The sequence below is a fragment of the Listeria weihenstephanensis genome, from assembly GCF_003534205.1.
GTDB classification, from domain to species: domain Bacteria; phylum Bacillota; class Bacilli; order Lactobacillales; family Listeriaceae; genus Listeria_A; species Listeria_A weihenstephanensis.
The window spans coordinates 3,148,871-3,175,572 of the sequence record NZ_CP011102.1 but is presented as its reverse complement, the minus strand read 5'-3'; the positions used below and the strand labels follow the sequence as shown (position 1 = coordinate 3,175,572).

The window sequence follows — 26,702 nt, the reverse complement described above, 5'->3', positions numbered from 1 at the left end:
GGCACTATGAAAACAAAAGCATACAAACGCTCGGATGCAAAAATGGCGCTGGCCTTGCTGTCGCCTAGTATCCTCTTATTACTTGTGTTAGTGGCATATCCGATGATTTCAAACATTCAAATTAGCTTTTTAGAGTTACCGCTCAATCCGAATTTGGATTCAACGTTTATCGGTTTGCAAAATTACATTGATATTTTAACGGATGCTGAATTTTACAAGTCATTGGCTTTAACATTTGGCTATACGATTCTAGTAGTAGTTGGTAGTACAGGGATGGGGCTTCTGGTTGCGATATTCTTCAACCGGGAGTTCCGATTCCGGAAAACGGCGCGTTCGCTTATTATTTTGTCATACGTGACGCCGTCGATTTCCTTGATTTTTGCTTGGAAATACATGTTTAACAATAGTTATGGTGTAATCAACTATGTTGGTGGCGATATTCTTCATCTTTGGAAGGATGCACCACTTTGGTTTGATAATCCCGTTTCGAGTTTCATTTTAGTTGTGTTATTCGCGATTTGGCGCTATTTCCCGTATGCTTTCATCTCGTTCTTAGCGATTTTGCAAACGGTGGATAAATCGCTTTATGAAGCCGCAGAAATGGACGGGGCAAGTGTTTGGGATAAATTCAAAATTGTCACGTTACCAGCAATCATGCCAGTTTTGGCGACAGTTGTGACATTGCGTGCGATTTGGATGTTCTACATGTTTACCGACGTATATCTGCTGACGAACAAAGTAAATATTCTTGGGGTTTACCTGTATCAAACGGCCTTCGCGTTCAATGATCTAGGTAAAGCATCGGCGATTTCGGTGATTCTGTTTGTCATCATCTTCGTGGTCATCATGGTTACAAGAAAGCGAGTGAATTTAAATGGCGGTAAGTAGTAAAAAATCAAAACGGACGAAGAAAATTGTTTTTTATGTGAGTTTAGTGTTATTTCTCTTGTTCACGCTGTTTCCATTCTTGATTATGATGATGACGTCGTTTAAGAGTCCAAAAGAGGCGATTTCTACAACGCCAACATTTTTCCCGAAAGATTGGACATTTCAGCATTATTTAGATATTTTCAACCCGGATATTTTCCCGTTTTTGACGTATTTTAAAAATAGTTTTATCGTTGCGTTAATTGCAGCGGGGATTGCGGTAGTTTTAGGGATTTTAGGTGCATATGCCCTATCAAAATTGCGTTTCCGAGCGCGGACAACGATTAATGCGAGTTTTTATACGGTTTACATGTTTTCAGGTATTTTGTTAATTGTGCCGTTGTTTAAAATTATTTCGAGTGTTGGATTATATGACACGAGAACGGCGTTGATTATCACGATGGTTGTACAGACATTGCCGACTGCGATTTTCATGTTGATTAGTTATTTTGACACGATTCCAGTGGATATTGAGGAAGCCGCGATGATGGATGGCTTGAATCGGATGCAGATTATTTTGCGGATTATCGTGCCACTCGCGATTTCAGGGATTGTCTCTGTATTCGTGTATTGTTTCATGGTAGCTTGGAATGATTATCTGTTTGCGTCGATATTCTTGTCGGATTCAGAGCTGTTCACGTTACCGATTGGCTTGAATACGTTGTTTAGTACACCAGATTATATTTGGGGACGCATGATGGCAGCGTCACTTGTGACGGCATTGCCAGTAGTTATCATGTACGCTCTATCAGAACGTTTCATAAAAGGAAATCTTACCGACGGCGGCGTCAAAGGCTAGGTCAGAGCAACGAGAAGCATTCATCTTCGTCGTTAAAAGTTCCGTTCCAGTGCTCACGTACGCAAGTACGCTCCGCACCTGGTACTCACTTTTGCCTAGAAGCTGAAAGCTTCTCGTCGCTCTGACGGTTTGGTGGCACGGAGTTGGTTTGTAGGTGAAAGAATAATTTGGGTGAAAAGGTATTTGAAAGCACTCATATTCTTTATTACGTACGAAGTACGTTCTGTGTTGCTATTGCTTTTGTTTGGAAGCTGAAAGCTCCATATGGCTCTGATAGTTCGAGAATGAGGATTGCTTAAAAAATAGATTTGGAATTTAGAAGGGAAGTTTGACTGATGAAGAAATTGATTGCTACGGAGCCGCGGGTTGCGGATTTGGTGGAATATGTGGATCGGGAATTGGCTAAGGATGAGGCGCGGATTCAAGTGAAGTTTGCGTCGCCGAAGCATGGTACGGAGGTCGTTGATTTTCGTGGTGTGAGCCCGTTTATTGATGAGGAGTTTAACGAGGAATGGAATATGTTTATGCCGCGTGCGGAAGGTTCTGCGCGTGGGATTGTGTTCGGGGAGTTTCAGCTCGGGAACATGGTTGTCGGCGAAATTGTTGAGATTGGCGCGGATGTGACGGAGTACGCGATTGGGGATATGGTTTGCTCGTACGGGCCGATTATGGAGACGGTGATCGTGAAGGCGGTTGATAATTATAAGCTGCGGAAAATGCCTGCGGGCGCGAGTTGGAAAAATGCGGTTTGTTATGATCCAGCGCAGTTTGCGATGAGTGGTGTTCGTGAGGCGCATGTGCGTGCGGGCGATTACGTTGTGGTCGTTGGGCTCGGCGCGATTGGCCAAATTGCGATTCAGCTGGCGAAAAAGGCTGGTGCGAGTATCGTGATTGGCGTCGATCCTTTGGAACATCGTCGCGAAATTGCGATGCGTCATGGTGCGGATGCTTGCTTTAACCCGATTGGGACGGATGTCGGGTTTGAGGTTAAGAAATTGACTGGCAAACTTGGCGCGGACTCGATTATTGAGACGAGCGGGAATTCGCAGGCTCTTGAGGCGGCGCTACGCGGGATTGCATACGGCGGAATTATTTCGTATGTGGCGTTTGCGAAGCCGTTTCCAGATGGATTTAATTTGGGACGCGAGGCGCATTTTAATAATGCCAAAATCGTGTTTGCACGCGCGTCGAGTGAGCCGAATCCGGATTATCCACGTTGGAATCGGAAGCGTATCGAGGAGACTTGCTGGGAGCTTTTGATGAACGGGTATTTGGATTGTGAGGATTTGATTGATCCAATTGTGAGCTTGGACGAGAGTGCGCAGGCCTACATGAAGTACGTGGATCAGAATCCAGATTTGAGTATTAAGATGGGAATCGAACTTTAAAAGGAGACGGACAATGATGAAAATTGGGACGCAGAATCAGGCATTTTTTCCAGAGGGTATCATGGAGAAATTCGAATATGTGAAGGAAATGGGTTTTGAAGGTTTCGAAATCGACGGAAAACTGCTCGTGGAAAACGTGGCGGAGGTCAAAGCGGCGATTGCGGCGACTGGAATTCCAGTTTCGACAGCGTGTGGTGGTTATGACGGCTGGATCGGTGATTTTATCGAGGAGCGTCGTTTGCGCGGGTTACAGGAAATTAAGGTAATTTTGGAAGCGCTGCAAGAGGTTGGTGGAAAAGGGATTGTGGTTCCTGCGGCTTGGGGAATGTTCACGTATCGCTTGCCGCCGATGGTTTCGCCGCGTTCGGAAGCTGGTGATTTCAAAGCTGTGAGTGAGTCGCTCGTTTATTTGGACGGCATTGCGGCGGAGACTGGGACGACGATTTTTCTGGAACCGCTGAATCGCTATCAGGATCACATGATTAATTTGCTGGGCGATGCGCGTCGTTATATTGAGACGAATAACTTGAAACATGTGAAAATTATCGCGGACTTTTATCATATGAATATTGAGGAAGACGGGATTTCGGAGGCACTTCACGCGAATCGTGATTTGGTGGAGCATGTGCATGTGGCCGACAATCATCGCTATCAGCCTGGCAGTGGATCGCTTGATTTAAAAAAACATTTCGACCAGTTGAAGGCGGATGGCTATGACGGATTCTTGACGTTTGAATGCCGAGTTCGTGCGGAAGATCCGGAAAAAGCATACAAAGATGCATTGGAACATTTGAAGAGCTGTAGATAATAGTGAGCTGCCTCTAAAATCCGATTTTGGGGGCAGTATTTAGAGGGGGAACATGAAGTGAAGAAAGTGGCGATTATTGGCGCGGGGCAGGTGGCTGAGAAGGTGCATGCGGCGTATTATAAAACGCGGACGCAGGAATTGGAGCTGGTTGCTGTCGTTGATCCGGATGCGACTCGTGCGGCGGATTTTGCAGAACAAAACGGTTTTGCACGTAGTTACGTGGATGCGGCGGAGATGTTTGAGACAGAAAAACCGGATATGGTGAGTATTTGTACGCCGAATCGGTTTCATTTTGATAATGTCATGTTAGCGTTGTCACACGGTTCGGCGGTCATGTGTGAGAAACCGCCTGCGATGACGGCGAATGAGGCGCAGCAGATGCGTGATTTGGCGTTGGAGTGTGGTCTTGTTTTGGCGTACGATTTTCATCATCGATTTGCGACGGATATGCGCGACGTGAAGCAGGCTTATGCGGATGGCGTTTTGGGCGAGGTTTACATGACTAAAGCAAAGGCGCTGCGCCGTTCGGGGGTTCCAGGTTGGGGCTCATTCACGAATAAGGCATTGCAAGGCGGTGGCCCATTGATCGATATTGGTATTCACATGCTCGACGCGGCGATGTACGTGTTGGATTTTCCGCAAGTCAAGAAAGTGACTGCCAAAATGTTTCAAAAAATTGGGACAAAGAAGTCGGAAGGGACTTTTGGCACGTGGGACCCTACAAAATATGACGTGGAAGACGCGGTTTTTGCGTTTATTGAATTTGAAAATGGTGGCTTGTTGCAGTTGGAGACTTCTTTTGTATTGCAGATGAAGGAGAGTTCGGTTTTGAATGTGGAATTTTTCGGTGATGAGGCTGGTGCGACGTTGTTCCCGGCGGAGATTTACACGGATCAGGCTGGTGAATTGGTCACGATTTTGAAGAAGGAAACGGCGGATGAGGAACGACATGCAAAAAGTATGCAGGCGTTTGTGGATCGGGTACTTGGCGCGGATGTGATGGTGGCTGACGCAGAGCAGGGTTATCAGGTTCAGCGTTTGATTGAGGCGATTTACGAATCAGCAGAAAAAGGTGAGAGTGTATATTTATGAGTAGAATCAGTGTATTACGGGAGAGTAAAATAGATCCACATTATTTTGATACGTATGCCAGTTTGATGACGACTGGGAATGGCTACATGGGCGTTCGTGCGGGATTTGAGGAGGATTATCCGGAGCAGACGCGTGGCATGTTTGTGGCGGGAATTTATAATAAAGCGCAGGGGCAAGTGAGTTCTGATTTGGTAAATTTGCCTGATGTGACGCGGTTTGAGATTGAAATCGATGGTGTGAATTTCTCGATGCATAGTGGGGAAGTTCAAGGTTTTGAGCGGGTGCTGGATTTGGCGACGGGCGAGGTGTGTCGCGAATTGGTTTGGCAACACCCTAATGGGAAGCGGTTTGAGCTTTGTCTGAAGCGTTTTGTGAGTAAGAAGGAATTACATAAGGTGTATGCGAAAGTTGTGATTACGAGCCTTTCGGGAGACGCAGATGTGCGGATTCGGACGGGAATTGATGGTCAGCAGACGAACTTTGGGACGCAGCATTTGGTGGAGAAATCGCTTCGTGTGTTTAGCGAAACGTGGATGCAGGGCGGTTATGTGACGACGCAAAGTGGGCAGGATGTGACGGTGACGTCGATGATTAGCACGCCAGGAAGTTTTGCAGCGAAGAATCGGCAGTTGCTCGTGACGGTGAATGAGAAGTTGGTGGCGAATGAGCCATTTTTACTGGAAAAGGTAAGCGTTATCGCATCGAGTTTGGAGACGGATAATCCGGCGGAATTCGGACTTGGCGAAATCCGCGAGGCAAGGAGTTATGAGGAAGCTTTGGCGGAATCACGCGGTTCTTGGCAGGAATTTTGGCAGGATTATCGGGTTGAGGTGACGTCGGAAAATGCGTTTGATCAGTTGGCGCTGGATTTTGCGGCGTATCATCTGGAAGCGATGACACCGGCTCATGATGAGCGTTTTAGTGTTGGGGCGAAAGGGCTGACGGGTGAGGGTTACAAGGGGCATGTGTTCTGGGATACGGAGATTTTTATTGCGCCGTTTCATTTGTATAATCATCCAGAAAAGGCGCGGAAGTTGTTGCGTTATCGTTATCTTCATTTGGAGCAGGCGCGCGAAAAAGCGGCGATTAATGGCTACCAAGGGGCGTTGTTTCCATGGGAGAGCGCGTTTAGTGGGGAAGAAGAGACGCCTGAATTTGCAGCGATTAATGTTCGGACTGGGAAGCGTCAAAAAGTGGCGTCGGCTCTTGCGGAACACCATATCGTGGCGGATGTTGCGCATGCTGTGGTCAATTATTATGAGGCGAGCCAAGATGAACTGTTTATGGAGCATGATGGGTTGCAAATTTTGCAGGAAACGGCGCGTTTTTGGTTAAGTAGGGCTGTATTAAAGGACGGGAAATATGTTATATTAGATGTAATCGGTCCGGACGAGTATACGGAACATGTGGATAATAATGCATACACGAATTATTTGGCGCACGAAAATGTGTATCAGACGTTGCGCTTTATGGCGAGATATGGTCAAAAACATACGCCGTTTTATGATTTATGTGAGGCGTTTTTACGGAAAATTTATTTACCGCAGGCGGATGCTTCGAAGTTGATTCCGCAAGATGATACGTTTTTGAGTAAGCCGGAAATTGATTTGACGGAGTATAAGGCGCGGCAAGGGTCTCAGGCGATTTTGCTGGATTATTCACGTGCGGAAGTGAATGAGATGCAGATTTTGAAGCAGGCGGATGTGGTGATGTTGCTTTATTTGATGCCGAATCTCTTTGCAGAGGATATTGTGGCGCGGAATTTGGATTATTATGAGGCGCACACGATTCACGATTCTTCGCTGAGTAAGGCGATTCATGCGATTGTGGCAAATCGGGTTGACCAGCAGGATAAAGCGTATCGGTTTTTCGAGGAGGCGTGCCGAATTGATTTGGAGGCGGCTCCTGGTGGGACGGATGAAGGTGTGCATGCGGCGTCGCTTGGTGCGATTTGGTTGACTGCGATTTTCGGATTTGGCGGAGTCGCGATTGCGGATGGCGAGTTGCATTTGAATCCGCGACTGCCCGCTGGATGGAAGCGCTTGGCATTTTCGTTTGTTTGGCACGGGGAGCGCTTGGAAATCGAGTTGGAATCGGACAAAATTCGGGTGACAAAAGAGACGACAGCGCCAATTCAGATTCACATTTTTGGTGAGAAGCATCGTATGACGACAGGACTAGAAATTTAAATTTTGGAAGGAAGAGCGATCATGAAGATAGTCATTGCCCCAGATTCATATAAGGAAAGTTTAACCGCGCAGGAGGTTGCCGAGGCGATTCGAGTGGGATTTGCTGGCGTATTTCCAGACGCGGAGTATCGGCTTTTGCCTGTGGGCGATGGTGGGGAAGGAACGATTGCGATTCTTGCGGCGGCGTCTGGTGGCGTGATGGAGGAAGTGCGCGTGACGGGGCCGTTAGGGGATGTTGTGACCGCGAAAATGGCGTTTAGTGCGGATCGGACGCGTGCGTTTATTGAGATGGCGGAAGCGTGCGGCTTGCATTTGGTGCCGCTTGCAAAACGTGATCCGCTTGCGGTTAGCACGGCGGGTGTCGGCGAGTTAATTAAGCATGCGCTGGACGCGAAGGTGCGGGAAATCGTGATTGGTGTCGGCGGAAGTGCCTCGAATGACGGCGGAATCGGCATGGCTGCGGCACTTGGCGCGCGATACTATAACTTGCGTGGCGAACTGCAGACGCCGATTGGTGCGAATTTGAGCGCGATTAGCTCGGTTTCGCTGACGGATCTCGATTCGAGACTCAAGGAAACGACGATTCGGATTGCGGCTGATGTGGAGAACCCGCTATGTGGCGAGAATGGCGCGGCGGCTGTATTTGGACCGCAAAAAGGATTGGCGCAGGACAAGATTGCGAGCATTGATAACGCGATGCAAGGCTTTTATTCGATTTTTGAGCATGATGTACGCGCGTTACCAGGAAGTGGTGCTGGTGGCGGAATGGGCGCTGGTTTGATGCTATTTACCGGTGCAAAATTTGAGCCAGGAATTGAGCTTGTTTTGCGGGAGTTGAAGATGGAAGAAGCTTGCGCGGATGCAGATATTATCGTAGTTGGCGAGGGTCGCATGGACGGTCAGACTGTCTTTGGAAAAGCGCCGATTGGTATTGCGAACTGCGCGCCTGATAACGCGACGGTAATTGGGATTTGTGGTAGTATTGGAGATGGAATTGAAGCGGTTTATTCGAAAATAGATGCGGTATTTCCGACGATTGCAACAGCTGGGACGCTCGCTGAAATTTTGCCTAAAACGCGTGAAAATATTGAACGAACAGCCCGAAATGTGGCGGTTCTGCTGAAGGGGAGAATATAGTGAGACAGTTAGAAGCAGTTATTTTTGATTTAGATGGAGTCATCACAGACAGCGCACATTTTCATTATTTGGCTTGGAAGAAACTAGCAGCGGACATTGATATCGAGATCGACGAGGCCTTCAATGAAACGTTAAAAGGAATCAGCCGCATGGATTCGCTCGACTTGATTTTAGCAAAAGGTGGGCGCGAAAATGACTTTACGCTAGAGCAAAAAGAGGAACTGGCGGCGAAGAAAAACGCGCATTACGTGGAGTTGTTGAAAGATTTGTCTCCCGCGGATATCTTGCCCGGCATCAAGCCATTGCTCGACGCGATTCGTGCAGCAAACTTGAAAATCGCCCTAGCTTCGGTTTCTAAAAATGCGCCGATGGTTCTGGCAGCGCTCGATTTGACGGACAGTTTTGACTACCTTGCTGATGCAGCTAAAATCACGCATTCCAAACCAGACCCAGAAATCTTCCTAGTAGCAGCCGCTGGACTTGGCGTGGAGCCTGCGAACGCGGTCGGAATCGAGGATGCACAAGCTGGTGTTGACGCGATTAAATCGGCTGGTATGAAAGCAATCGGCGTTGGAACAGGGCTTGTTGGAACGGACGAATTAGTTAGCGATACATCGAAACTGACGCTTGCCATGATTCAAAAAGTATTTCAAATATAGTAAAACGTAGCTTGGGAGTTGATAAAAACATCTCAAGCTACGTTTTTTGTTTAATTAGGATAATAAATAATCATGCTCAACCGACACATATCGGGGCTCGGGTTCGTGTAGACATGCTCTTGATCCGCCTTAAAACGAATCGAATCACCATCTTGCGCTTTTAACTGCTCGCCATTTGTCGTAATCACAAGCTCACCTGAAAAAACATTAATAAATTCTTCGGTACCATCGGGATGAGGCGTTGATTCAAGCCTTCCACCAGGATCAATTTCCAAATAGTATGTCTCAAAGCGGCGTTCACTATCAAAAGTAAACATCGGGTAATTGCGACATTTCCCATCATCGGCGATCAACGGTTCACGCGTTTTCCGATCAATCACTTCATAATCAATTTTTGGCTTCGTAACAAGTTCTGTAAAAGAAACCTTTAAACCGTTCGCGATTTTCCATAAGGTTGAAATTGTCGGGTTGACGTCTCCGCGTTCGATTTGTCCTAGCATACTTTTGCTGACACCAGTAAGTTTCGCTAGTTCATCGAGGCTGAGGCGTTTTTTTTGACGGGCCAATTTTAAATTTTCTGAGACTACGGCACTGATATTATCCAAGTCTTTTCCTTCTTTCACATTGACAATATAACGCACGTAATGTATTGTATACTGTATAAACGTTATAGTATCCTTTTTGTGTATTATATCATCCGGTGAGAGGAAGGTAAAGAATATGTTTAATATAGCAGCATTTTTATCATATATTTTTCTGACAGCGTACACACCAGGACCGAATAATATTATGGCGATGTCAAATGCAAGTAATGATGGCTTTAAAAAGAGTTTTAAGTTCTGTTTAGGAGTTTTAGCAGGCTTTTTTGTAATTGTAGTCGCTTCTGCGGTTTTTAGTGCCGCTTTATATGATTTTATACCAACCATTGAGCCATTTATGCGTTTTATCGGGGCTGCGTATATTTTGTGGTTAGCTTGGACAATTTTGCGAGATAAACCGAAGAATTCGAACACGAAAAAAGTGCGCTTAGACCCAAATTGCTTTTTTACAGGAATGGTCATGCAGTTCGTGAACGTAAAGGTGATTTTATATGGGATTACGACTTTTTCGACGCTTGTTTTGCCGTATTTTAGCGGTGTATGGCAAGTATCTCTTTTCATCTTGATTTTGACCATTGTCGGCTTTTCAGGAACATGTTGTTGGGCGATGTTTGGCTCGATTTTTAGCAAGGTATTCGCAGAACATAAAAAAGGACTCAACATTGTCATGGCGCTGTTACTCGTTTACTGCGCTGTCTCGATTTTGATGTGAAAATGTGGATTGTCTTTTAACTCCTAGCGTAGTAAAATGAATGAGATATACAGAATTCGAAATACTTCGAGAAAAAGGAGAAAAAAGTATGCTATTTAGTACGACGACATTTTTATTTGTATTTTTACCAGTTGTTTTAGCTATTTACTTTATCACACCGAAAAAGTTGAAAAATATCATGTTGCTGCTAGCCAGCTTATTTTTTTATGCATGGGGAGAACCGAAATTCATTTTTGTTATGTTACTTTCGATCGCGCTTAACTATGTGTTTGGACTGCTTGCGGACAAGGCGAAGCGGGAAGGAAAGCATGGTAAGTTAGTCATCACGTTGATGGTTATTGGGAATTTAGCGGTTTTGGGAATTTTTAAATATGCGAACTTTGTTGTTTTTAATTTGGAAACGCTTTTCGGCACGAATTTTGAATGGACGGCGATTGCGTTGCCGCTCGGGATTTCATTTTATACATTCCAGGGGATGAGTTACGTGCTCGATGTCTACCGTGGTGACGGGCGCGTGCAGAAAAATCCGCTTAATATCGCGCTATACATATCATTATTTCCGCAACTTGTCGCAGGTCCAATCGTACGTTATCAAACGGTTGCGGATCAAATTGAGAGTCGGAAAGTTGATGTTAACTTATTTACGAGTGGAGTGAAACGCTTCGTCATCGGTCTAGCTAAAAAAATGTTTATCGCAAACAATTGTGGACTCGTAGCGGATCAGATATTTCAAAGCCAAGGCGGGGGCTTATCGGTCGGTACGGCGTGGATTGGTCTGATTTTCTACTCATTACAAATTTTCTTTGATTTCTCAGGTTACTCCGACATGGCGATCGGTCTTGGACGGATGTTCGGCTTCAAATTCCTTGAGAACTTTAACTACCCATACATCGCAAAATCAGTATCCGAATTCTGGCGGAGATGGCATATTTCGCTTGGAACGTGGTTCAAAGATTACCTCTACATTCCACTTGGCGGGAATCGTGTTTCTCCTATTAAAGTCTATCGAAACTTGGCAATCGTTTGGCTTGCGACGGGAATTTGGCACGGTGCGAGTTGGAATTTCCTGCTTTGGGGCGCGTATTATGGACTGTTCATCATGCTTGAAAAAGCCTTTTTAGGAAAAGCGTTATTGAAAGTTCCAGCAGCTCTACAGCATGTTTATGCATTAATCGTCATCATCTTCGGGTGGCTACTATTCCGAATCGACAATGTAAGCGATATTTGGAGTTACCTTGGTTCGATGTTCGGTTCTGGCGTATTCTGGGACGCGCGGGCAACCTATTATATGCATGAATATGCAGTCGTGTTGATTATCGCGATTATCGCGTGTACACCGCTTGTGAAGAACCTTTTTGCTAGCGAAAAATTGCTATCGTTCATGCAAAGTCATCGCGCGCTACACGTAACAAAAGATGTGGCGACACTTGCCGTTTTGGCTTTCATTTTCGTATACTCCGTCGCGCTCGTTGTTGGCTCGACTTTCAATCCATTCATTTATTTCAGATTTTAAAACGTTAGGAGAATCACTGTGAATAAAAAACTATTTAACATATTACTATCGGCAGGATTTCTACTCTTTATTTTCGGCGTCTTTTTCTTCTATCTTTTTGCTGGAAAAAACCAAGTTTCGATTTTGGAGAGCCGAAATTTGGCACAAGAACCTGAGTTTAGCGCTGAGGCAGTAGCAAGCGGCGACTATATGCGGAGTTGGGATGTCTTTTTCAATGATCAATTCCCGCGTCGTGATGCGTTTACGGAGTTGAATATGCGTGTGAATCAGTTGGCGTTGGGGCAAGATGTGTATAAAGATGTATACGTCGCGCCAGATGGCTATTTACTGACAAAAGTGGAGCAATATACGAAGGCAGATGCGGATGAAATTGCTGATCGTGTGAACAATGTTGGTAAGGAGTTGCAAAAACAGGATGTTAAAACAAGTTTAGTGCTCGTTCCGAATAAATCAACGGTATTTGAGGACAAATTCCCAACCTACTATCCAAGCTTTGGCCGTGAAGGATACGAGCGTTTAATGCCACTCATTAACGAGCAGTATGTGCAAAATATCGATGTCTCGAAAATCCTTTACAAAAACAAAAACGAGAAAAATATGTTTTACTACACGGATCATCATTGGCAAGCAAAAGCGGCATTTTTAGCTTCGGAAAAAGTGACGAAAGCGATGAATCCGGACGTGAAACAATTGATGATGGACGACTGGACTTGGAAATTGGAAGGTTTGCCATTTTACGGTTCGGATGCTCGGAAAACAACATCTTCCCTTGTGTCTAAGTCTGATCAGGTGATGGTTGCGACGCAGAAAAATCTGAGTGCTCCATATCAATTGGATGTTATCAAGGAGAAGCGCGATTCTTTGTATGTGATGAGTCGTTTGACGGACCCTGCGGTATACGCGAATCGTTACACAGCCTACATTGGGACGGATTATCCAGAGCTTCATATTAAGACGCCAGATCCGCTGACACAGAAGAATTTGTTGATTTTCAAAGATTCTTATGCGAACGCGTTTATCCAGTTTATCGCGCCGTACTATGCGAATGTACACGTGTTGGATCTGCGTTACTATAAAAATCTCGACTTGCAAGCGTACGTGAAAAAATATGATATTGACCAAGCGTTGTTGTTTTTCAATAATAATTCGATTTACGCGACACCGCAATTAACAACATTTAAATAGGAGGCGATACCATGTTAACGCAAGAAACGATTATGCAAGTCGCAACGAGTGAGGCGAACGCTGGCGATTTCCCGAAAGTCGTGCAAGGGTTCAAAGCGGCCGGCGTTGTGAAATACGATTATCTCGTGGAACCAGGAATGTATGTATTCTGGGACGAAGAAGGCGCGAAAGTCGAAGCACAATTGAATGGTATACCAAAAAGTGTGGGCTCGGTATCATCTGAGCAAGGTATAAAAGACGCGGTGAAACAAGCCCAATCTGGGAAAATTGATTTCGAACAGTTTTGCGGGTTAGCGGGTGCGGCAGGTGTTCCGGTCTGGCATTCGGATTTGATCGAGATGGTAGTTACGTATGAGGATGGGGACGGCAAGGTGCTACTGCAAGAGCCGATTCCTAGTAAATAATTTGATGTGACGAATAAATGAAAAACAGGCTAGGTTACCGCGAATATGCGTGGCAACCTGGCCTGTTTTTCATTTATTTCTTCGTTTCATAAAGCAAACAACTAAGATACGCAAACAGCAACCCGTCTGTTTTTCGCAGCGACAGGTTCGTTAATTCCTGAAATTTATCGATCCGATACTGAATCGTGTTGCGGTGCATAAATAGGGCTTTCGCAGTCATGCTCAGGTTTCCTTGCTGCTCCCAAAGCGCCTTAATAAGCGGTTTCCAAGTTTCATCTTTCTCAAAAAGCTGGCCGATCGCGCGTGAGAGTAAACTGCTTGTCAACTGCTCAGCAATCATTGGCAGGCAATTGGATTCAACGGTTTGCACGAGTTGGCTGGAATTTTGTCGAAATAGGCGTTGTTCCTCGGCAAATAAGTCGCGGAGCAAGGCATCTTTCTCGTGGAATAGTCCCATGAAAAAGTGAACCTGAATGTAAAAATCACTTTCAAGCGTTGTCGCGATGGCGTCGAGTTCTTCTTCACCAAGCAGGGACCCGACTACTTTTTCGATCAGAATGCCATAATCTTCGGTCAGCATGAGTAATTCGGTATCCTGCGCGAAGAAACTAATCAACGCTTTTTGCCACTCAAGCAATGTTTTTTTTGAGGGAGGCGTGGATTGAATTTGGAATTGTGTGATGCGGTAGGAGGGTTGTTCTGGCTTGATTATCACCTCTTCTTGTGTGAATAGTAAGGTGTGCCATTCTGCGAGTCGTTCATTTTTGAAAATAGGTGCGGGTGCTTGAAAAAGGGTTTGCAGTAATTCTGTTTCTGCCGATGTCAGCGTTCTCTTTGGAATCGCGAAATAGTATGGATTCTCATAAAAGAAGAGGTGTGCTGTATTTATTTTTAACGGTTTTTCGGAATATGTAAGGTCGGGATAGCGCTCTTTAAGTTTTTTGATTTGCATGGTTCTGGCCTCGCTTTCTACTATATTTATTGTGTCAAAACCGTCTGTTAAAGTCAAATTTGATTGCGAAGGTTAGTTATATTCGCTATAATGGATAAAGTTGATGACGCAACCAATTGTAGGTTGGGAAAGAGGAGAAGTATGGCAGAACATTATGAAATTATCGCGAAATCAATGTCTATTGTGAATCGAAATGGAAATGCATTTAAATTAGATAGATTGAGAAAGTACGGTCTCGGTGTTGGGCAATTACGTTATATTACGACGCTTTATCATGAGAATGGCCTGTCGCAGGACACGATTGTGAAGCGTTTTATGGTTGATAAGGCGAATGTGGCGCGGCATATTCGGCGCTTGGAGGAACTTGAGATGATTCGCCGAGAAGTCGACAAGCAGGATAAACGGAAACATCGCATTTATTTGACGGACAAAGGCAAGGCGGTACAACCAGATATTGAAGAAACGATGAAGGCTTGGTCGGGCATTTTGACAGAGGGATTTTCAGATGCGGAACGCGCGCAGTTGCTAGATTTATTAGTACGGATGGCTGAAAATGCGCAAAATCATGAAAAGGCGGGTGAATAAAATATGAAGGAGCAGAGTAAACGATTAGGGGAAGATAAAATTGGATCGCTGATGTGGCGTCTGTCGGTTCCGGCATTTATCGGAATGTTTGTGATGGGCATGTACAATATTGTCGATACGATTTTCGTGGCGCGGGGCGTGGGATCGCTTGGTGTGGCAGCACTTTCGATCGCGTTTCCGGTGCAGATGATCATGATGGCGATGGCCGCTATGTTCGGAATCGGTGGGGCCTCGATTATTTCGCGGGCACTTGGCGCAGGAAAGCAGGAGGAAGCTAATCGCGTGTATCATCAAGTCGTTTGGTTGGTGATTATCTCGAGTTTAGTCCTTGCGATCATCACGTTTATTTTTCTTGATCCACTCGTAACGATGTTTGGCGCAACGCCTGAAATTCACCAATACGCGAAAGATTTTTTGCAGATTTTATTGCTGGGTTCAGTGTTTCAAACCTTTGCGATGGCGATGAATAACATTGTTCGTTCAGAGGGTAACGCCAAAATTGCGATGCTGACGATGATTATTTCGGCAGTTTTGAACATGATTTTGAATCCAATTTTTATTATGGGTCTTGATATGGGGATTCGTGGCTCGGCATTTGCAACCTTGATAGCGCAAGCGGTCGGCGCGATTTGGCTGCTTTTATACTTCCTTTCTGGAAAAAGTTCGCTTACGTTGAAAGGTATCCGATTCCATATTGACTGGAAATTATCTGGAAGTATCGTCGCGATCGGTTTTCCATCCTTTATTATGATGTCGGCGGGAAGCATCGTGTCGATATCGGTGAACTGGATGCTTAATATTCATGGCGGAACGATGGCCATTGCGGCGTATGGTGTGGCGAATAGAATCGCGTCCTTCATGATTATGCCGATCAATGGTGTGACACAAGGAATGCAGCCAATTGTCGGATTTAACTACGGTTCGCGCGAATATAAACGTGTGGTGAAAGCGGTGAAACTATCGATCGTGGCGGCGACAGCGATGTCACTTATTGCGTTTGCGGTTGTGGAATTATTCCCAGATCTGCTTGTTAGCGTGTTTACAACGGATCAACAATTGTTAAGAGACGGTGCGCATGCGGTGCAAATTGTCTTGTTAGCAGCTCCGACAATTGGATTCCAAATCGTCTGTGGTGGCTTGTATCAAGCCCTTGGTCGCGCCCGAATTTCCTTTGTGATCTCGCTAATGCGTCAGATTATTTGTTTGATCCCGTTACTCTTGATATTGCCGAATTTCTGGGGATTGGACGGCGTTTGGTATGCCTTCCCGCTTGCAGATGTCGCAGCATTTACGGTGTGTTTGATTATCATGTTGCGGACGTGGCGTGGATTGTTTAAGAATCCGGAAATGGTTTAGAAATAGAGGATCTCACTGCGGTGGGGTTCTTTTTTTAGAGTTCCTAAATGAAAGCGCTTGACAAAGGCTGGTTGATGAACTAAGATGTGTTTATATAGTTTGTTTGCAAAACTAACCAACCTGAGGAGGAACAAGAATATGAGTTATTTTCCGAATGTAAAAAAAGTACAATATGAGGGCGCGGAGTCTGATAATCCGTTTGCTTTTAGACATTATAATCCCGAGGAGATCGTTTTAGGGAAGCCGATGAAAGAGCATTTACGCTTTGCGGTGGCTTATTGGCATACATTGACACAAGATGGTTCTGATCCTTTTGGACAAGCGACGAATCAGCGTACTTGGTTGACAAATGACCCACTTGAGACCGCTAAAAATCGCGTCGAAGCGGGATTTGAATTTTTCACAAAGTTGGATGTACCGTTTTATTGTTTCCACGATATTGATATTGCGCCTGAGGGAGCGAGCTTGGCGGAGACGTTTAAGAATCAGGATATTATTGTGAAAATGTTGAAGGAAAAGCAGGACGAGACGGGTGTGAAATTGCTTTGGAATACGGCGAATATGTTCTCGAATCCGCGTTATGTGCATGGTGCAGCGTCAACGAGCAATGCGGATGTGTATGCATATGCGGCGGCGCAAGTGAAGAAGGCGCTTGAAGTTGGTAAGGAACTCGGCGGGGAAAACTATGTGTTCTGGGGTGGCCGTGAGGGTTATGAATCGCTACTCAACACGGATATGGGCTTGGAGCAGGATAATATGGCGCGATTCTTCCATATGGCGAAGGATTACGCACGTGAAATTGGCTTTGACGCTCAGTTCTTGATTGAGCCGAAACCAAAAGAGCCTTCGAAGCATCAGTATGATTTTGATGCGGCGACAACGATGGCTTTCTTGCAAAAATATGATTTGGCGAAGGACTTCAAGTTGAATTTGGAGGCGAATCATGCGACACTTGCGGGACATACGTTTGACCATGAGCTGAATGTGGCGCGTTGTTACGGTGCGCTTGGATCAATTGATGCGAATCAGGGCGACTTGTTGCTTGGGTGGGATACGGATGAGTTCCCGACGGATCTTTATGCGGTGACGCTTGCGATGCACCAAATTTTAGAGAATGGTGGAATTGGTCGTGGTGGCGTGAACTTTGACGCAAAAGTGCGACGTGCTTCGTTTGAAATGGACGATCTTTTCTTAGCTCATATTGCTGGTATGGATACGTTTGCGCGCGGTTTGAAAGCAGCGGCACGTATGAAGGAAGCTGGATTCTTGGATAATTTGGTCGCGGATCGGTATGCTAGTTTTAAAACGGGCGTTGGTGCGGATATCGTTGCTGGCAAAATGGACTTCCATTCGTTAAGCAAATACGCGATGGAGCATGATCAAATCAAGAATTCATCGACGCATTTAGAGTTTGTGAAATCGCGTTTGAACGACTTTTTGTTCTAAGAAGGTGGTAGAAAAATGAGATATGTATTAGGCGTTGATTTAGGTACGAGTGCATTAAAGACGGTGCTTTTTGCGGAAAATGGTGAGAAAATTGCGGAGGCTTCGGCGGAATACCCGATTTTTGCGGACCGAGCGGGTTTTAGTGAGCAGAATCCTGAAGATTGGTTTGATGCTTTCACGCGTGCGGCGACGCAGATTGCGAAGCATCCGGAAAGCCAGGAGATTGCGGGAATCAGTTTTTCGGGTCAGATGCATAGTTTGGTGCTGCTTGGGGATGATGAGCAGGTGTTGCGGCGCGCGATTTTGTGGAATGATGTGCGGACGACGACGCAGTGTGAGGCGATTACGGAGAAACTTGGCGCGAAGCTGCTTGATATAACGAAAAATAAGGCGTTGGAAGGCTTTACGTTGCCGAAATTGTTGTGGGTGCAGGAGCATGAGCCGGAGATTTGGACGCAGGTTTCGCGTTTCCTCTTGCCAAAAGACTATCTTGGATTCCGACTGACAGGCACGATGCATATGGATTATTCGGACGCGGCGGGAACGCTGTTGCTCGATTTGGCGCGCGGGACTTGGAGTTCGGAAATTCTGGATACGTTCGGGATTTCGGCGGGAATTTGCCCAGATTTGCTTGCTTCGACGGATCAGATTGGGACGCTACTGTCTGAGATTGCGGACGCGACGGGCTTGCCGAGTGGAATTCCGATCTTTGCTGGTGGCGCTGATAATGCGTGCGCGGCGGTCGGGACGGGAATTCTTGAGGAAGGCAAGGCGTTACTCAGCATTGGGACGTCGGGCGTGTTTCTGACGTATGAAGCTGATGAGGACAAGGATTATCACGGCGATCTGCATTTATTCCATCATGCGAACGCGGACGGTTACTATTCGATGGGCGTGACGCTCGCTGCGGGCTATAGTTTGAGCTGGTTCAAGGATCAGTTTGCGCCGGGTGAGAGCTACGCGGAGCTTCTGGACGGCATTAACGCGATTCCTGCTGGCTCGGACGGTTTGCTTTTCACGCCATACATTGTGGGAGAACGGACACCATACGCGGATAGCAAAATTAGAGGTAGTTTTATCGGCATTGATGCGCGCCATACACGGACGCATTTTGCAAAAGCCGTTTTAGAAGGGATTACATTCTCGTTACGCGATTCGATGCAATCGATGAAAAACCGAGCACAGAAAAAATTTGAATCGGTCATTTCCACGGGTGGCGGAGCGCAAAATGAAGACTGGCTTCAAATGCAAGCGGATATTTTAGGTGTACAAATCGAGACGCTGGTTAGTGAACAAGGTCCAGCGTTAGGCGCAGCGATGATTGCCGCGGTTGGTAGCGGGATATTCGATGATTTAGCGAGCGCTGTTCCAACTTTTATTAAGAAAAAAGCGTCATATAGCCCTAATATGGAGAATCATAAGGTATATGACGATTTTTATGAGGCGTATCAAGAAATTTATCCAGCGACGAAGCAGATTTGTGAACGCCTAAATTAGGTTGAAAAACTAATTTATGAGTTGCGAGAGCATTGACAAAGTTCCCAAGGATAGCGGGGCGGAAGTATCAATAACATATAAAAACAGCAGGCAAAGCCCTATTGGGTGTTTTCTTGCTGTTTTTTGTACGCTGTCCTTTATAGATCTGTTTTTTTTGATACAATGGGACTTGGGAGAGTAGAAAAGTACTCCATTATTTGTTTGGGAAAAGGTACAAAAATATGAGTCCATGATGCTTTCCAAAGTGATGTGAAAAATGTAGACTGAGATTATGGACTCGGTATCTTATTTTGAAGGAACATGAAAGGGGAAAGTGAAATGATGGAAGCGTATTGGGAAAGTTTTGCGAAGAAGAATGGGCTTGATTTGGAATGCCCTGCGGCGTGGGCGTTTGGGGATGGTGCGGAAATGGCGGATCGGCTGGGAGCGCTCGTTGTGAACGGGGTGAAAACGGCGACTTGTGCGGCTCATTGTGTGCATGAAATAGAAGGTGAGGCAATTCCACAAGTTGGCGAGTATAATATCATTTTGGATGGGAAAAATGAACCATTGGCGATTATTCGTTATACGGAAGTGGAACTTGTGAAGATGAATGAAGTATCGCGGGATTTTGCGAGGTCGGAAGGAGAAGGCGACCTTAGCTATGAGTATTGGTATGAGGCTCATGTGAACTTCTTTACCTGGGAATTGGGGCAGTATGGGCGGGAGTTTACACCAGATTTATTGTTGGTTTGTCAGCGGTTTGAAGTGGTAGATGTTTTTGAACTGTATGAATAAATATAACTAATGAAAATTGTTAAAAGGTATTGATTAGGGACGTATTTACTATTTGCCTGATTTCCATTATAATGAAGTTAAACACAAAAAGGAAGGTGAATCGGCTTGGCAGAAACGCTCTATTATACTTATTTGGATGAGGCTAAGAAAACTACATTAACAAAAGAATTTGAGCGCCAAGAAAAAGTTGTGCCTAATTTTTATGGGATTACAAGTATTACTTTTGAACAAAATTATTATATCCAGACCTTTGAAAAGTTATGGTTAGAATTTAGGCGGAAGCACGGAGTACCAGATGAGGAATGCATGCATTTTGTGGAGTATAGAAAGCTCTGGAATTTAGCTGATAGAGAAAAGTCTCTGGTATACAGTCGCTATTGTCAAGATGGAATTTTTAATGAAGAGAAATTGATTGCATTTTTTCAGGAGTTGCAGGATCTCCTTTTGCAAGCGAATTTTTATCTCATATACTCGGATCGCTATTTTTATAGCAGAAAATATTTAGACAAAGAAGGCAATGTGACGAGGAAAAGGTCTGAAATTGGCAAGAAAACTGTATATCGTTTACCATATGTTGTTATGAAGAAGCATCTAGATTCCCTTTTAAAAAGCTTGCTAATAGATCCAGCCAGTGGTTTGCTAAGCGATAAACGTATCAGGCAAGTAAGTACAAAATTGAGATTTGATGCGGATGGAAAAGATTTTGATGGGAAAGTAGATTTGAAAATGGCATACCATCATACCATGGCTACAGGAAGTGAACGAATAAATACCAAGGCAGCAAACGAACTTTTAGATGAAATTCGTTTTATTAGAAAAGAAGAGGTAGGAAGTTACTGTGAACCATCGCATGCGGGGCTTGAGGTAGTTGATTTTATTTGTTCGTTACTCGCTAGTGATATTAGGTATAATCTATTCTTGGATAGTAGAGATGTGGAAAAGCAGTTGATGGCTCATAGTGGGAAAAACAGGCATGCATATTGATGTTTGAGGATAGCATGGGTGGAATAATAGATTTTTCACAGGTGTTTCACTCGAAATTAAAGTATATTAATATTTGTGAAGAAGAGTTATAATTGCTTTGACATACGGATAAATTCTGTGGTATAATTAGGGTGTCTTAGGAATAGTATTGCTGAGGCGACCCTCGCGGATAGAATCTGGCGAGTTTTTTTGTACCAAAATAAAGGCCTGGACCCACTGCGCGCGGTGAGTTCAGGCCTTTATTTTGGTTAGTTTTTCAGCTCAAATCGTGGTACTTCCAAAAAGTTCGAAATCGTCACAACTGCAGCGCCGAAAAGGATGGATTCTTCTCCGAGACTGGCTTTTTTTATTTCGATATTTTTGGCCGTTAGATGTGGTAATTTCTGCTTTATCTTTTCTGGGAAATCTGGAATAAGGCGGCTAATTTCGCTATGAATCGCGATCACTTTCGGGTTGTAGAGCGTGATAGCGTTGTGAACGGCGATGCTTAGGTAATCAATCATATCACCGAGAAGCTTCGTCGCGATTGGGTCGTTTGCGGCATAGGCACGATACAGATCAGGAATGATAGCTTCTGGATTTTGTGTGAGGTCGCGATACGTGTCTAAAATCACTTTTTCGGAGCTATACGTTTCTAGGCAACCATTGCCACCGCATGTGCAGTGATTCCCGTTCACTTGCACGATCATGTGGCCGATCTCGCCGCTGAGGCCATTTTCACCAGTGTACAGCGCGTCATTCATGATGATTCCAGCACCAACTCCAGCGTGAATACTGATGCCCACAAGGTTATGATAGGAGCTATTTTTGGCATGCTCACTAAGCGCGAAAAGATTGGCTTCATTTTCGAGAAAAATCGGAAAATCAAAATGTGCTGCGAGCTCTTCGGCTAGCGGGAAATCGGTGAAATCATAGGCGGGCGTAAAGACGATCTGATTGTTATGAATCACACCATGAATGGCGATCGTCATGCCAACAATGCCAAAAGGTGATTTCGGAAGCTTTTCCGTTATTTCTTCGATGATTGTGATTAATTCAGCGGTGATTGTTGTTTTTTCGATCGTTCGGAAGGGGAGCAGTTTTCGTTTTCGGATCGTGCCATCTAGATAGTGAATCATCGTGTCTATGTAATCATAGCCGATATCGATGCTAACCGCGAAACCGGCAGCTTTGTTGAGCTCAAGCATGATCGGTTTGCGACCGCCTTGGATAGTACTTTCACCGATGCCGACTTCTTTGATCAGCTTTTGTTCGATCAGTTTTTTGACGATCGCGGAAACACTTGCTTTATTTAAGCCGATTTTCTCGGATAATTTGGCGCGTGAAAGAGGTCCATCATTGACGATGACGCTCAAAACGGTGCGTTCATTGGTTTCTCTAATACCTATTCGATTTGCAAACATTGCAGTACCCCCTTGTTCTCTTATCTATTGTAGCTTTTAAAGAGTGCTTTGTCTAATAAGAAAGCGCTTGACAAAATGAGATATTCGTATTATTATAATGTTAGTTAGTTTATCATGCTAACTAACTCGTTTTAGAAACTGGAGGGACAAGAAATGAAATTTACAGATGGTATTTGGCTTGTAAAAGAGGGTTTTGAAATCCAGAATCCGAAAGAAGTATTTGACTATCAATTGAAAGCGGATACAGTTACCGTTTATGCTCCTTTTAAAAAAATTAAATCGCGCGGAGATACGCTAAATCTTGGTTTGATGACGACAGAAATAAGTTCGCCGCGAGAAGACGTGTTCACTGTTCGCTTGAAGCATCACGATGGTGGGAATCGCACGTCGCCTGCATATGCGATCAATGAAGAGCAAGTTTCACTGAAAACGACGGATGAAGAGAAAGCGATTACAATTGAGTCTGGTGATTTGAAAGTTGCGATCGATAAGGAAAACTATGCGTTATCTTTTTATGGAAATGAGCAGTTTTTGACGAAATCGGATGTGAATGGTCAAGGTTACGTTACGTCTGCGGATCAGAATTACATACGCGAACGGCTTGATTTGGGCGTTGGAGAGAATATTTATGGACTTGGTGAGCGCTTCACAAACTTTGTGAAAAATGGCCAGACCGTGGATATTTGGAATAAGGATGGTGGCACGAGTAGTGATCAGTCATACAAGAATATTCCGTTTTTTGTGAGTAATAAAGGTTATGGCGTATTTGTGAATCATCCCGAGCATGTGTCGTTTGAGGTTGGTTCGGAGCATGTGTCAAAAAACCAGTTTAGTGTTGCGGGTGAGACGCTTGAGTACATGATTATTTACGGTCCGACGATGGAAGAAATTTTGCGGAAGTATACGGATTTGACTGGGAAACCTGCATTGCCGCCTGCTTGGTCGTTTGGTTTATGGCTCAGCACGTCGTTTTGTACGGATTATGATGAGGCGACGGTGAATTCGTTTATTGATGGGATGAAGGAACGCGATATCCCGCTTGATGTGTTCCATTTTGACTGTTTCTGGATGAAGGATTTTGAGTGGTGTAATTTTGAGTGGGATCGTCGTGTTTTCCCAGAACCTGAGAAAATGCTTGCGAACTTGAAGGCGAAGGGTTTGAAAATCTGCGTTTGGATTAACCCGTATATTGCTCAGAAATCGGCGCTTTTTGCGGAAGGTAAGGAGCATGGCTATTTCATCAAAAATAAAGACGGTTCTGTGTGGCAGTGGGATTTATGGCAAGGTGGGCAAGCGATTGTCGACTTTACGAATCCAGCGGCGTGCGCGTGGTATCGCGATAAGTTGAGCGCTTTGATGGATATGGGCGTGGATGCGTTTAAGACGGATTTCGGCGAGCGGATTCCGACAGATGTGCAGTATTTCGACGGCTCGGACCCTGAAAAAATGCATAACTATTATTCTTACATTTACAATGAGGTCGTGTTTGATCTTTTGAAGGAGAAACGCGGTGAGCAGGATGCGGTATTATTCGCGAGATCGGCGACGGTTGGATCGCAAAAATTCCCAGTTCATTGGGGCGGTGACTGCCTTTCTACGTATAGCTCGATGGCGGAATCGTTGCGCGGCGGCTTATCGTTCATGCTATCTGGATTCAGCTTCTGGAGTCATGATATTGGTGGCTTTGAAGAGGGCGCGACACCTGATATTTATAAGCGCTGGACGCAGTTCGGCTTGTTGTCTTCGCACAGTCGCTATCACGGGAATGTGGAATATCGTGTACCATGGATCTTTGATGAGGAAGCGGTGGACGTGACGCGGAAATTCACGAAACTGAAAATGCGCTTGATGCCGTACTTGTTTAAGCAAGCGGTGACGGCGCAGCGTGATGGGATGCCGATGATGCGCCCAATGGTACTTTCTTATATGGAAGATCCAGCAACAGCAACACTTGACCGCCAGTACATGTTAGGGGAAAATTTACTTGTAGCGCCGATTTTCAATGATGAGGGACGCGCGGAATTTTACCTTCCAAAAGGCAAGTGGACCAATATTTTGACGGACGAAGTGTATGACGGTGGCGCTTGGGTTAGCGAGCATCATGATTATATGAGCTTTCCGCTATTGGCGAAGGAGAACAGCATTATCGTGTGTGGCGCGAAAGATGATCACGCGGAATATGATTATGCCGAAAATCCAACCATTCACGTTTACGGTTTTGAAACGGCTAGCGCACACGCCGAAACGGTTATTTTCCAAGCAAACGGTACGCAAAAAGCAACGATCCGCGTTGAAAATAATAATTCTGAAATTACAGTTCACACAGAAGGCTTAGCGAACTACGAAGTAATCTGGCATAAACAACAGGAATCAGGCGTAAAAAAATACGAAACATCTGAAAAAACAATAAAACTAGTATAAAAACTAGAGATTGGGACACAAGCCAAAACAAGGACGAAGACTACTGCACCATCTATATTGGGTAGGATGTACATTTGGCTGTAAACAAATTGAGCGAAAGCGTTTGCATTCCGGGAGTTTGGTGGAAGCCGGAAGCGGAGTGTACGACTGTACATGAGAACCGGAAGTCCGCCAAACTCCTGGAATGCGAACGCTTGTCGCCGATTTATTTAGGTTATGTCCCAACTAAACTAAAAAAGGTGGGAAAAATTTATGGAAGCAACAGGAAGAATTTCGACGGAAGAACCATTGAAAGCGATGGTGCCATGGAAAGAACGAATTAGTTATGGTTTAAGTGATACTGCATGTAATCTAGCATTTCAAGTTATTTCGACCTATTTAATGTTTTTCTATACAGATGTATACGGACTAAGCGCTGCGGCAGTAGGAACTTTATTTCTAGTTGCGCGTGTCATCGATGCTTTTGATGGACCGATTATCGGGATTTTCATCGACCGTACCAATACACGTTGGGGCAAAAGTCGACCATTCTTCTTGTGGTTTGCGATTCCATTTGGCCTCATGTGCGTATTAACCTTTACAACACCAGGCTTTGACGACGCTGGAAAACTGGCATGGGCATATATCACATATATTTTAGTAGGTATTTTATATTCTTGCGTGAATTTGCCGATCACATCGATTTTGCCAAGTTTGACGAATAACCCGCAAGAAAGAACGGTACTTGGAACGGTTCGCCAATTCGGTGGAACGCTAGGACAAATCATTGTAACTGTGTTTACATTACCAATCGTAGCAGCACTCGGAAAAGGTGATGACCAAAAAGGCTTTTTCCTCACGATTTTGATTTTTTCGATCGTGGCAGTTGTTTTATTACTCAACACTTTCTTCAATACAAAAGAACGGATTGAAAATGTGCAAAAAGTCGTGCGTTTGAAAGACAGCGTGAAGGCGATTAAGCGTAACTGGCCTTGGGTTATCATGATTTTGATGAACTTCATTTATTGGATGGCAATGACCATGAAAAACCAAACAACGATTTACTTCTTCAAATATAATTTAGGCCGTGAAGACTTGGTGCCGATGATTATGGCGCTGGCTTTTGGTTCACTTTTGACACTTCTTATGACTCCTGCTGTAGCTGGTCGATTAGGAAAACGAAACACGATGGTTGGCGGACTTATTTTGGCGATTATCGGGCAGGCGGTTATGGGTGTTGGGGCGTATAGTTTGAGTGTACCAATTATCATCGTCGGCGTTGTGATTAACGCGTTTGGAACTGGATTTATCTCCGGACTTCTGTCGGTTATGCTTGCCGATACTGTCGATTATGGCGAGTGGAAAAGCGGTGTGAGAGCACAAGGCTTGCTGACGTCCGCATCAAGCTTCGGCGCGAAATTCGGTATGGGAATTGGTGGCGCGATGACTGCGGGAATTTTGGCTGCAGGCGGTTACCAAGCGAATAAAACCCAAACAGCGAGCGCACTACACGCGATTGAGTTCAACTTTATTTGGATTCCGATTGTCGGTTTTGCGATTGCAGGAATTGCGTTGATGTTCTATAAAGCCGATAAACAAGAGAAGATGTATCTTGTGGAATTGGCGGAACGTAACGCGAAATTGAAAAATGAAGAATAAACGAGTAGGCGCAACCAGAAATTTTCTGGTTGCGTTTTTTGATTTAGAGCATAAAAAAACAAGCTAGCAGGGGAACTAGCTTGGAAAAAGGAGTGGATAGTCAATTACGAAAAAGGGGGGAAACGTAAAAGCTATCTTGTTTACAATTACTATATTACAGAAAGCGGATGAAAATAAAAGGAAGGGAATCTAAGAGTTTCATGAAAATGAAAACGTGCAAGCCACACTGAA

The 26,702-nt window shown here is 44.8% G+C and carries 23 protein-coding genes; 20 read left to right on the top strand and 3 right to left on the bottom strand.

Annotated features, from left to right (window positions below):
- Nucleotides 1-6 precede the first annotated feature (6 nt).
- The 8 genes from UE46_RS15240 to pgmB all read left to right on the top strand — a co-directional run bounded on the left by UE46_RS15240 (nt 7) and on the right by pgmB (nt 8,999).
- Nucleotides 7-888 (top strand): carbohydrate ABC transporter permease, encoded by an 882-nt coding sequence (locus UE46_RS15240; protein ID WP_036060744.1) that lies wholly within the window; start codon nt 7-9, stop codon nt 886-888.
- Nucleotides 875-1,726: a carbohydrate ABC transporter permease gene (locus UE46_RS15235; protein ID WP_118907752.1), complete on the top strand. Its 852-nt coding sequence runs from the start codon at nt 875-877 to the stop codon at nt 1,724-1,726. The genes UE46_RS15240 and UE46_RS15235 overlap by 14 nt, the downstream gene beginning before the upstream one ends.
- 335 nt (nt 1,727-2,061) lie before the next feature.
- Nucleotides 2,062-3,114 (top strand): zinc-dependent alcohol dehydrogenase, encoded by a 1,053-nt coding sequence (locus tag UE46_RS15230; protein ID WP_036060743.1) that lies wholly within the window; start codon nt 2,062-2,064, stop codon nt 3,112-3,114.
- A 16-nt stretch (nt 3,115-3,130) separates the two neighbouring features.
- On the top strand, nt 3,131-3,922 hold the full coding sequence (locus UE46_RS15225; protein ID WP_118907834.1) for a sugar phosphate isomerase/epimerase family protein: 792 nt from the start codon (nt 3,131-3,133) through the stop codon (nt 3,920-3,922).
- 57 nt (nt 3,923-3,979) lie between these two features.
- A complete protein-coding gene (locus UE46_RS15220; protein WP_118907751.1) occupies nt 3,980-5,014 on the top strand; it encodes a Gfo/Idh/MocA family protein in 1,035 nt (344 codons plus the stop codon).
- 5 nt (nt 5,015-5,019) lie between these two features.
- Nucleotides 5,020-7,203, top strand: a complete 2,184-nt coding sequence (locus UE46_RS15215) for a glycoside hydrolase family 65 protein (protein WP_036060769.1) — start codon at nt 5,020-5,022, stop codon at nt 7,201-7,203.
- Between the two features lie 21 nt (nt 7,204-7,224).
- Nucleotides 7,225-8,340, top strand: a complete 1,116-nt coding sequence (locus UE46_RS15210; protein ID WP_036060742.1) for a glycerate kinase — start codon at nt 7,225-7,227, stop codon at nt 8,338-8,340.
- Nucleotides 8,337-8,999 carry a beta-phosphoglucomutase gene (gene pgmB / locus UE46_RS15205; protein ID WP_118907750.1) on the top strand — a complete coding sequence of 221 codons (663 nt, stop codon included), beginning with the start codon at nt 8,337-8,339 and terminating at the stop codon, nt 8,997-8,999. The genes UE46_RS15210 and pgmB overlap by 4 nt, the downstream gene beginning before the upstream one ends.
- 50 nt (nt 9,000-9,049) lie before the next feature.
- On the opposite strand, the gene UE46_RS15200 is transcribed toward pgmB, so the two are convergent.
- Entirely contained in the window at nt 9,050-9,604 is a 555-nt protein-coding gene (locus UE46_RS15200; RefSeq protein WP_118907749.1) for a helix-turn-helix domain-containing protein, read from the bottom strand.
- 115 nt (nt 9,605-9,719) lie between these two features.
- Here UE46_RS15200 and UE46_RS15195 point away from each other — a divergent pair, with 115 nt between their 5' ends.
- From UE46_RS15195 to UE46_RS15180, 4 genes are all read left to right on the top strand, one after another.
- The gene (locus UE46_RS15195) at nt 9,720-10,310 is read left to right on the top strand and encodes a LysE family transporter (RefSeq protein ID WP_036060740.1); all 591 of its coding nucleotides are present in this window, start codon (nt 9,720-9,722) and stop codon (nt 10,308-10,310) included.
- An 88-nt stretch (nt 10,311-10,398) separates the two neighbouring features.
- Nucleotides 10,399-11,823 carry an MBOAT family O-acyltransferase gene (locus UE46_RS15190; RefSeq protein ID WP_036060739.1) on the top strand — a complete coding sequence of 475 codons (1,425 nt, stop codon included), beginning with the start codon at nt 10,399-10,401 and terminating at the stop codon, nt 11,821-11,823.
- Between the two features lie 18 nt (nt 11,824-11,841).
- Nucleotides 11,842-13,008 (top strand): DHHW family protein, encoded by a 1,167-nt coding sequence (locus tag UE46_RS15185; protein WP_036060738.1) that lies wholly within the window; start codon nt 11,842-11,844, stop codon nt 13,006-13,008.
- 11 nt (nt 13,009-13,019) lie between these two features.
- On the top strand, nt 13,020-13,412 hold the full coding sequence (locus UE46_RS15180; protein ID WP_036060737.1) for a DUF1398 domain-containing protein: 393 nt from the start codon (nt 13,020-13,022) through the stop codon (nt 13,410-13,412).
- Between the two features lie 73 nt (nt 13,413-13,485).
- Here the strand turns inward: UE46_RS15180 and UE46_RS15175 are convergent, their stop codons facing one another.
- Nucleotides 13,486-14,364, bottom strand: coding sequence for a helix-turn-helix domain-containing protein (locus tag UE46_RS15175; RefSeq protein WP_118907748.1), 879 nt, complete (start codon nt 14,362-14,364; stop codon nt 13,486-13,488).
- Nucleotides 14,365-14,505: 141 nt separating this feature from the next.
- Here UE46_RS15175 and UE46_RS15170 point away from each other — a divergent pair, with 141 nt between their 5' ends.
- From UE46_RS15170 to UE46_RS15145, 6 genes are all read left to right on the top strand, one after another.
- Nucleotides 14,506-14,949, top strand: coding sequence for a MarR family winged helix-turn-helix transcriptional regulator (locus tag UE46_RS15170; RefSeq protein ID WP_036060736.1), 444 nt, complete (start codon nt 14,506-14,508; stop codon nt 14,947-14,949).
- Nucleotides 14,950-14,952: 3 nt separating this feature from the next.
- Nucleotides 14,953-16,305 carry an MATE family efflux transporter gene (locus UE46_RS15165; protein ID WP_118907747.1) on the top strand — a complete coding sequence of 451 codons (1,353 nt, stop codon included), beginning with the start codon at nt 14,953-14,955 and terminating at the stop codon, nt 16,303-16,305.
- 138 nt (nt 16,306-16,443) lie between these two features.
- Nucleotides 16,444-17,751: a xylose isomerase gene (gene xylA, locus UE46_RS15160; RefSeq protein WP_118907746.1), complete on the top strand. Its 1,308-nt coding sequence runs from the start codon at nt 16,444-16,446 to the stop codon at nt 17,749-17,751.
- A 15-nt stretch (nt 17,752-17,766) separates the two neighbouring features.
- Entirely contained in the window at nt 17,767-19,248 is a 1,482-nt protein-coding gene (gene xylB, locus UE46_RS15155; protein ID WP_036060735.1) for a xylulokinase, read from the top strand.
- Between the two features lie 318 nt (nt 19,249-19,566).
- Nucleotides 19,567-20,025, top strand: coding sequence for an ASCH domain-containing protein (locus tag UE46_RS15150; RefSeq protein WP_199897176.1), 459 nt, complete (start codon nt 19,567-19,569; stop codon nt 20,023-20,025).
- A 105-nt stretch (nt 20,026-20,130) separates the two neighbouring features.
- Nucleotides 20,131-21,009: a DUF3800 domain-containing protein gene (locus UE46_RS15145; protein WP_051492907.1), complete on the top strand. Its 879-nt coding sequence runs from the start codon at nt 20,131-20,133 to the stop codon at nt 21,007-21,009.
- 248 nt (nt 21,010-21,257) lie between these two features.
- Here UE46_RS15145 and UE46_RS15140 read toward each other — a convergent pair whose 3' ends face one another.
- On the bottom strand, nt 21,258-22,412 hold the full coding sequence (locus tag UE46_RS15140) for an ROK family transcriptional regulator (protein WP_036060733.1): 1,155 nt from the start codon (nt 22,410-22,412) through the stop codon (nt 21,258-21,260).
- A 153-nt stretch (nt 22,413-22,565) separates the two neighbouring features.
- Here UE46_RS15140 and yicI point away from each other — a divergent pair, with 153 nt between their 5' ends.
- Both yicI and UE46_RS15130 read left to right on the top strand, forming a co-directional pair.
- The gene (gene yicI / locus UE46_RS15135) at nt 22,566-24,833 is read left to right on the top strand and encodes an alpha-xylosidase (RefSeq protein ID WP_118907744.1); all 2,268 of its coding nucleotides are present in this window, start codon (nt 22,566-22,568) and stop codon (nt 24,831-24,833) included.
- 252 nt (nt 24,834-25,085) lie between these two features.
- Nucleotides 25,086-26,471 (top strand): glycoside-pentoside-hexuronide (GPH):cation symporter, encoded by a 1,386-nt coding sequence (locus UE46_RS15130; protein ID WP_036060729.1) that lies wholly within the window; start codon nt 25,086-25,088, stop codon nt 26,469-26,471.
- Nucleotides 26,472-26,702: the final 231 nt, after the last annotated feature.

Bases quoted from the DNA above. Each gene is read 5' to 3' on its own strand.
- UE46_RS15240 (WP_036060744.1), top strand. From the start codon at position 7: ATGAAAACAAAAGCATACAAACGCTCGGATGCAAAAATGGCGCTGGCC.
- UE46_RS15235 (WP_118907752.1), top strand. From the start codon at position 875: ATGGCGGTAAGTAGTAAAAAATCAAAACGGACGAAGAAAATTGTTTTT.
- UE46_RS15230 (WP_036060743.1), top strand. From the start codon at position 2,062: ATGAAGAAATTGATTGCTACGGAGCCGCGGGTTGCGGATTTGGTGGAA.
- UE46_RS15225 (WP_118907834.1), top strand. From the start codon at position 3,131: ATGAAAATTGGGACGCAGAATCAGGCATTTTTTCCAGAGGGTATCATG.
- UE46_RS15210 (WP_036060742.1), top strand. From the start codon at position 7,225: ATGAAGATAGTCATTGCCCCAGATTCATATAAGGAAAGTTTAACCGCG.
- UE46_RS15195 (WP_036060740.1), top strand. From the start codon at position 9,720: ATGTTTAATATAGCAGCATTTTTATCATATATTTTTCTGACAGCGTAC.
- UE46_RS15190 (WP_036060739.1), top strand. From the start codon at position 10,399: ATGCTATTTAGTACGACGACATTTTTATTTGTATTTTTACCAGTTGTT.
- UE46_RS15180 (WP_036060737.1), top strand. From the start codon at position 13,020: ATGTTAACGCAAGAAACGATTATGCAAGTCGCAACGAGTGAGGCGAAC.
- UE46_RS15175 (WP_118907748.1), bottom strand. From the start codon at position 14,364: ATGCAAATCAAAAAACTTAAAGAGCGCTATCCCGACCTTACATATTCC.
- UE46_RS15170 (WP_036060736.1), top strand. From the start codon at position 14,506: ATGGCAGAACATTATGAAATTATCGCGAAATCAATGTCTATTGTGAAT.
- UE46_RS15165 (WP_118907747.1), top strand. From the start codon at position 14,953: ATGAAGGAGCAGAGTAAACGATTAGGGGAAGATAAAATTGGATCGCTG.
- xylA (WP_118907746.1), top strand. From the start codon at position 16,444: ATGAGTTATTTTCCGAATGTAAAAAAAGTACAATATGAGGGCGCGGAG.
- xylB (WP_036060735.1), top strand. From the start codon at position 17,767: ATGAGATATGTATTAGGCGTTGATTTAGGTACGAGTGCATTAAAGACG.
- UE46_RS15150 (WP_199897176.1), top strand. From the start codon at position 19,567: ATGATGGAAGCGTATTGGGAAAGTTTTGCGAAGAAGAATGGGCTTGAT.
- UE46_RS15140 (WP_036060733.1), bottom strand. From the start codon at position 22,412: ATGTTTGCAAATCGAATAGGTATTAGAGAAACCAATGAACGCACCGTT.
- yicI (WP_118907744.1), top strand. From the start codon at position 22,566: ATGAAATTTACAGATGGTATTTGGCTTGTAAAAGAGGGTTTTGAAATC.
- UE46_RS15130 (WP_036060729.1), top strand. From the start codon at position 25,086: ATGGAAGCAACAGGAAGAATTTCGACGGAAGAACCATTGAAAGCGATG.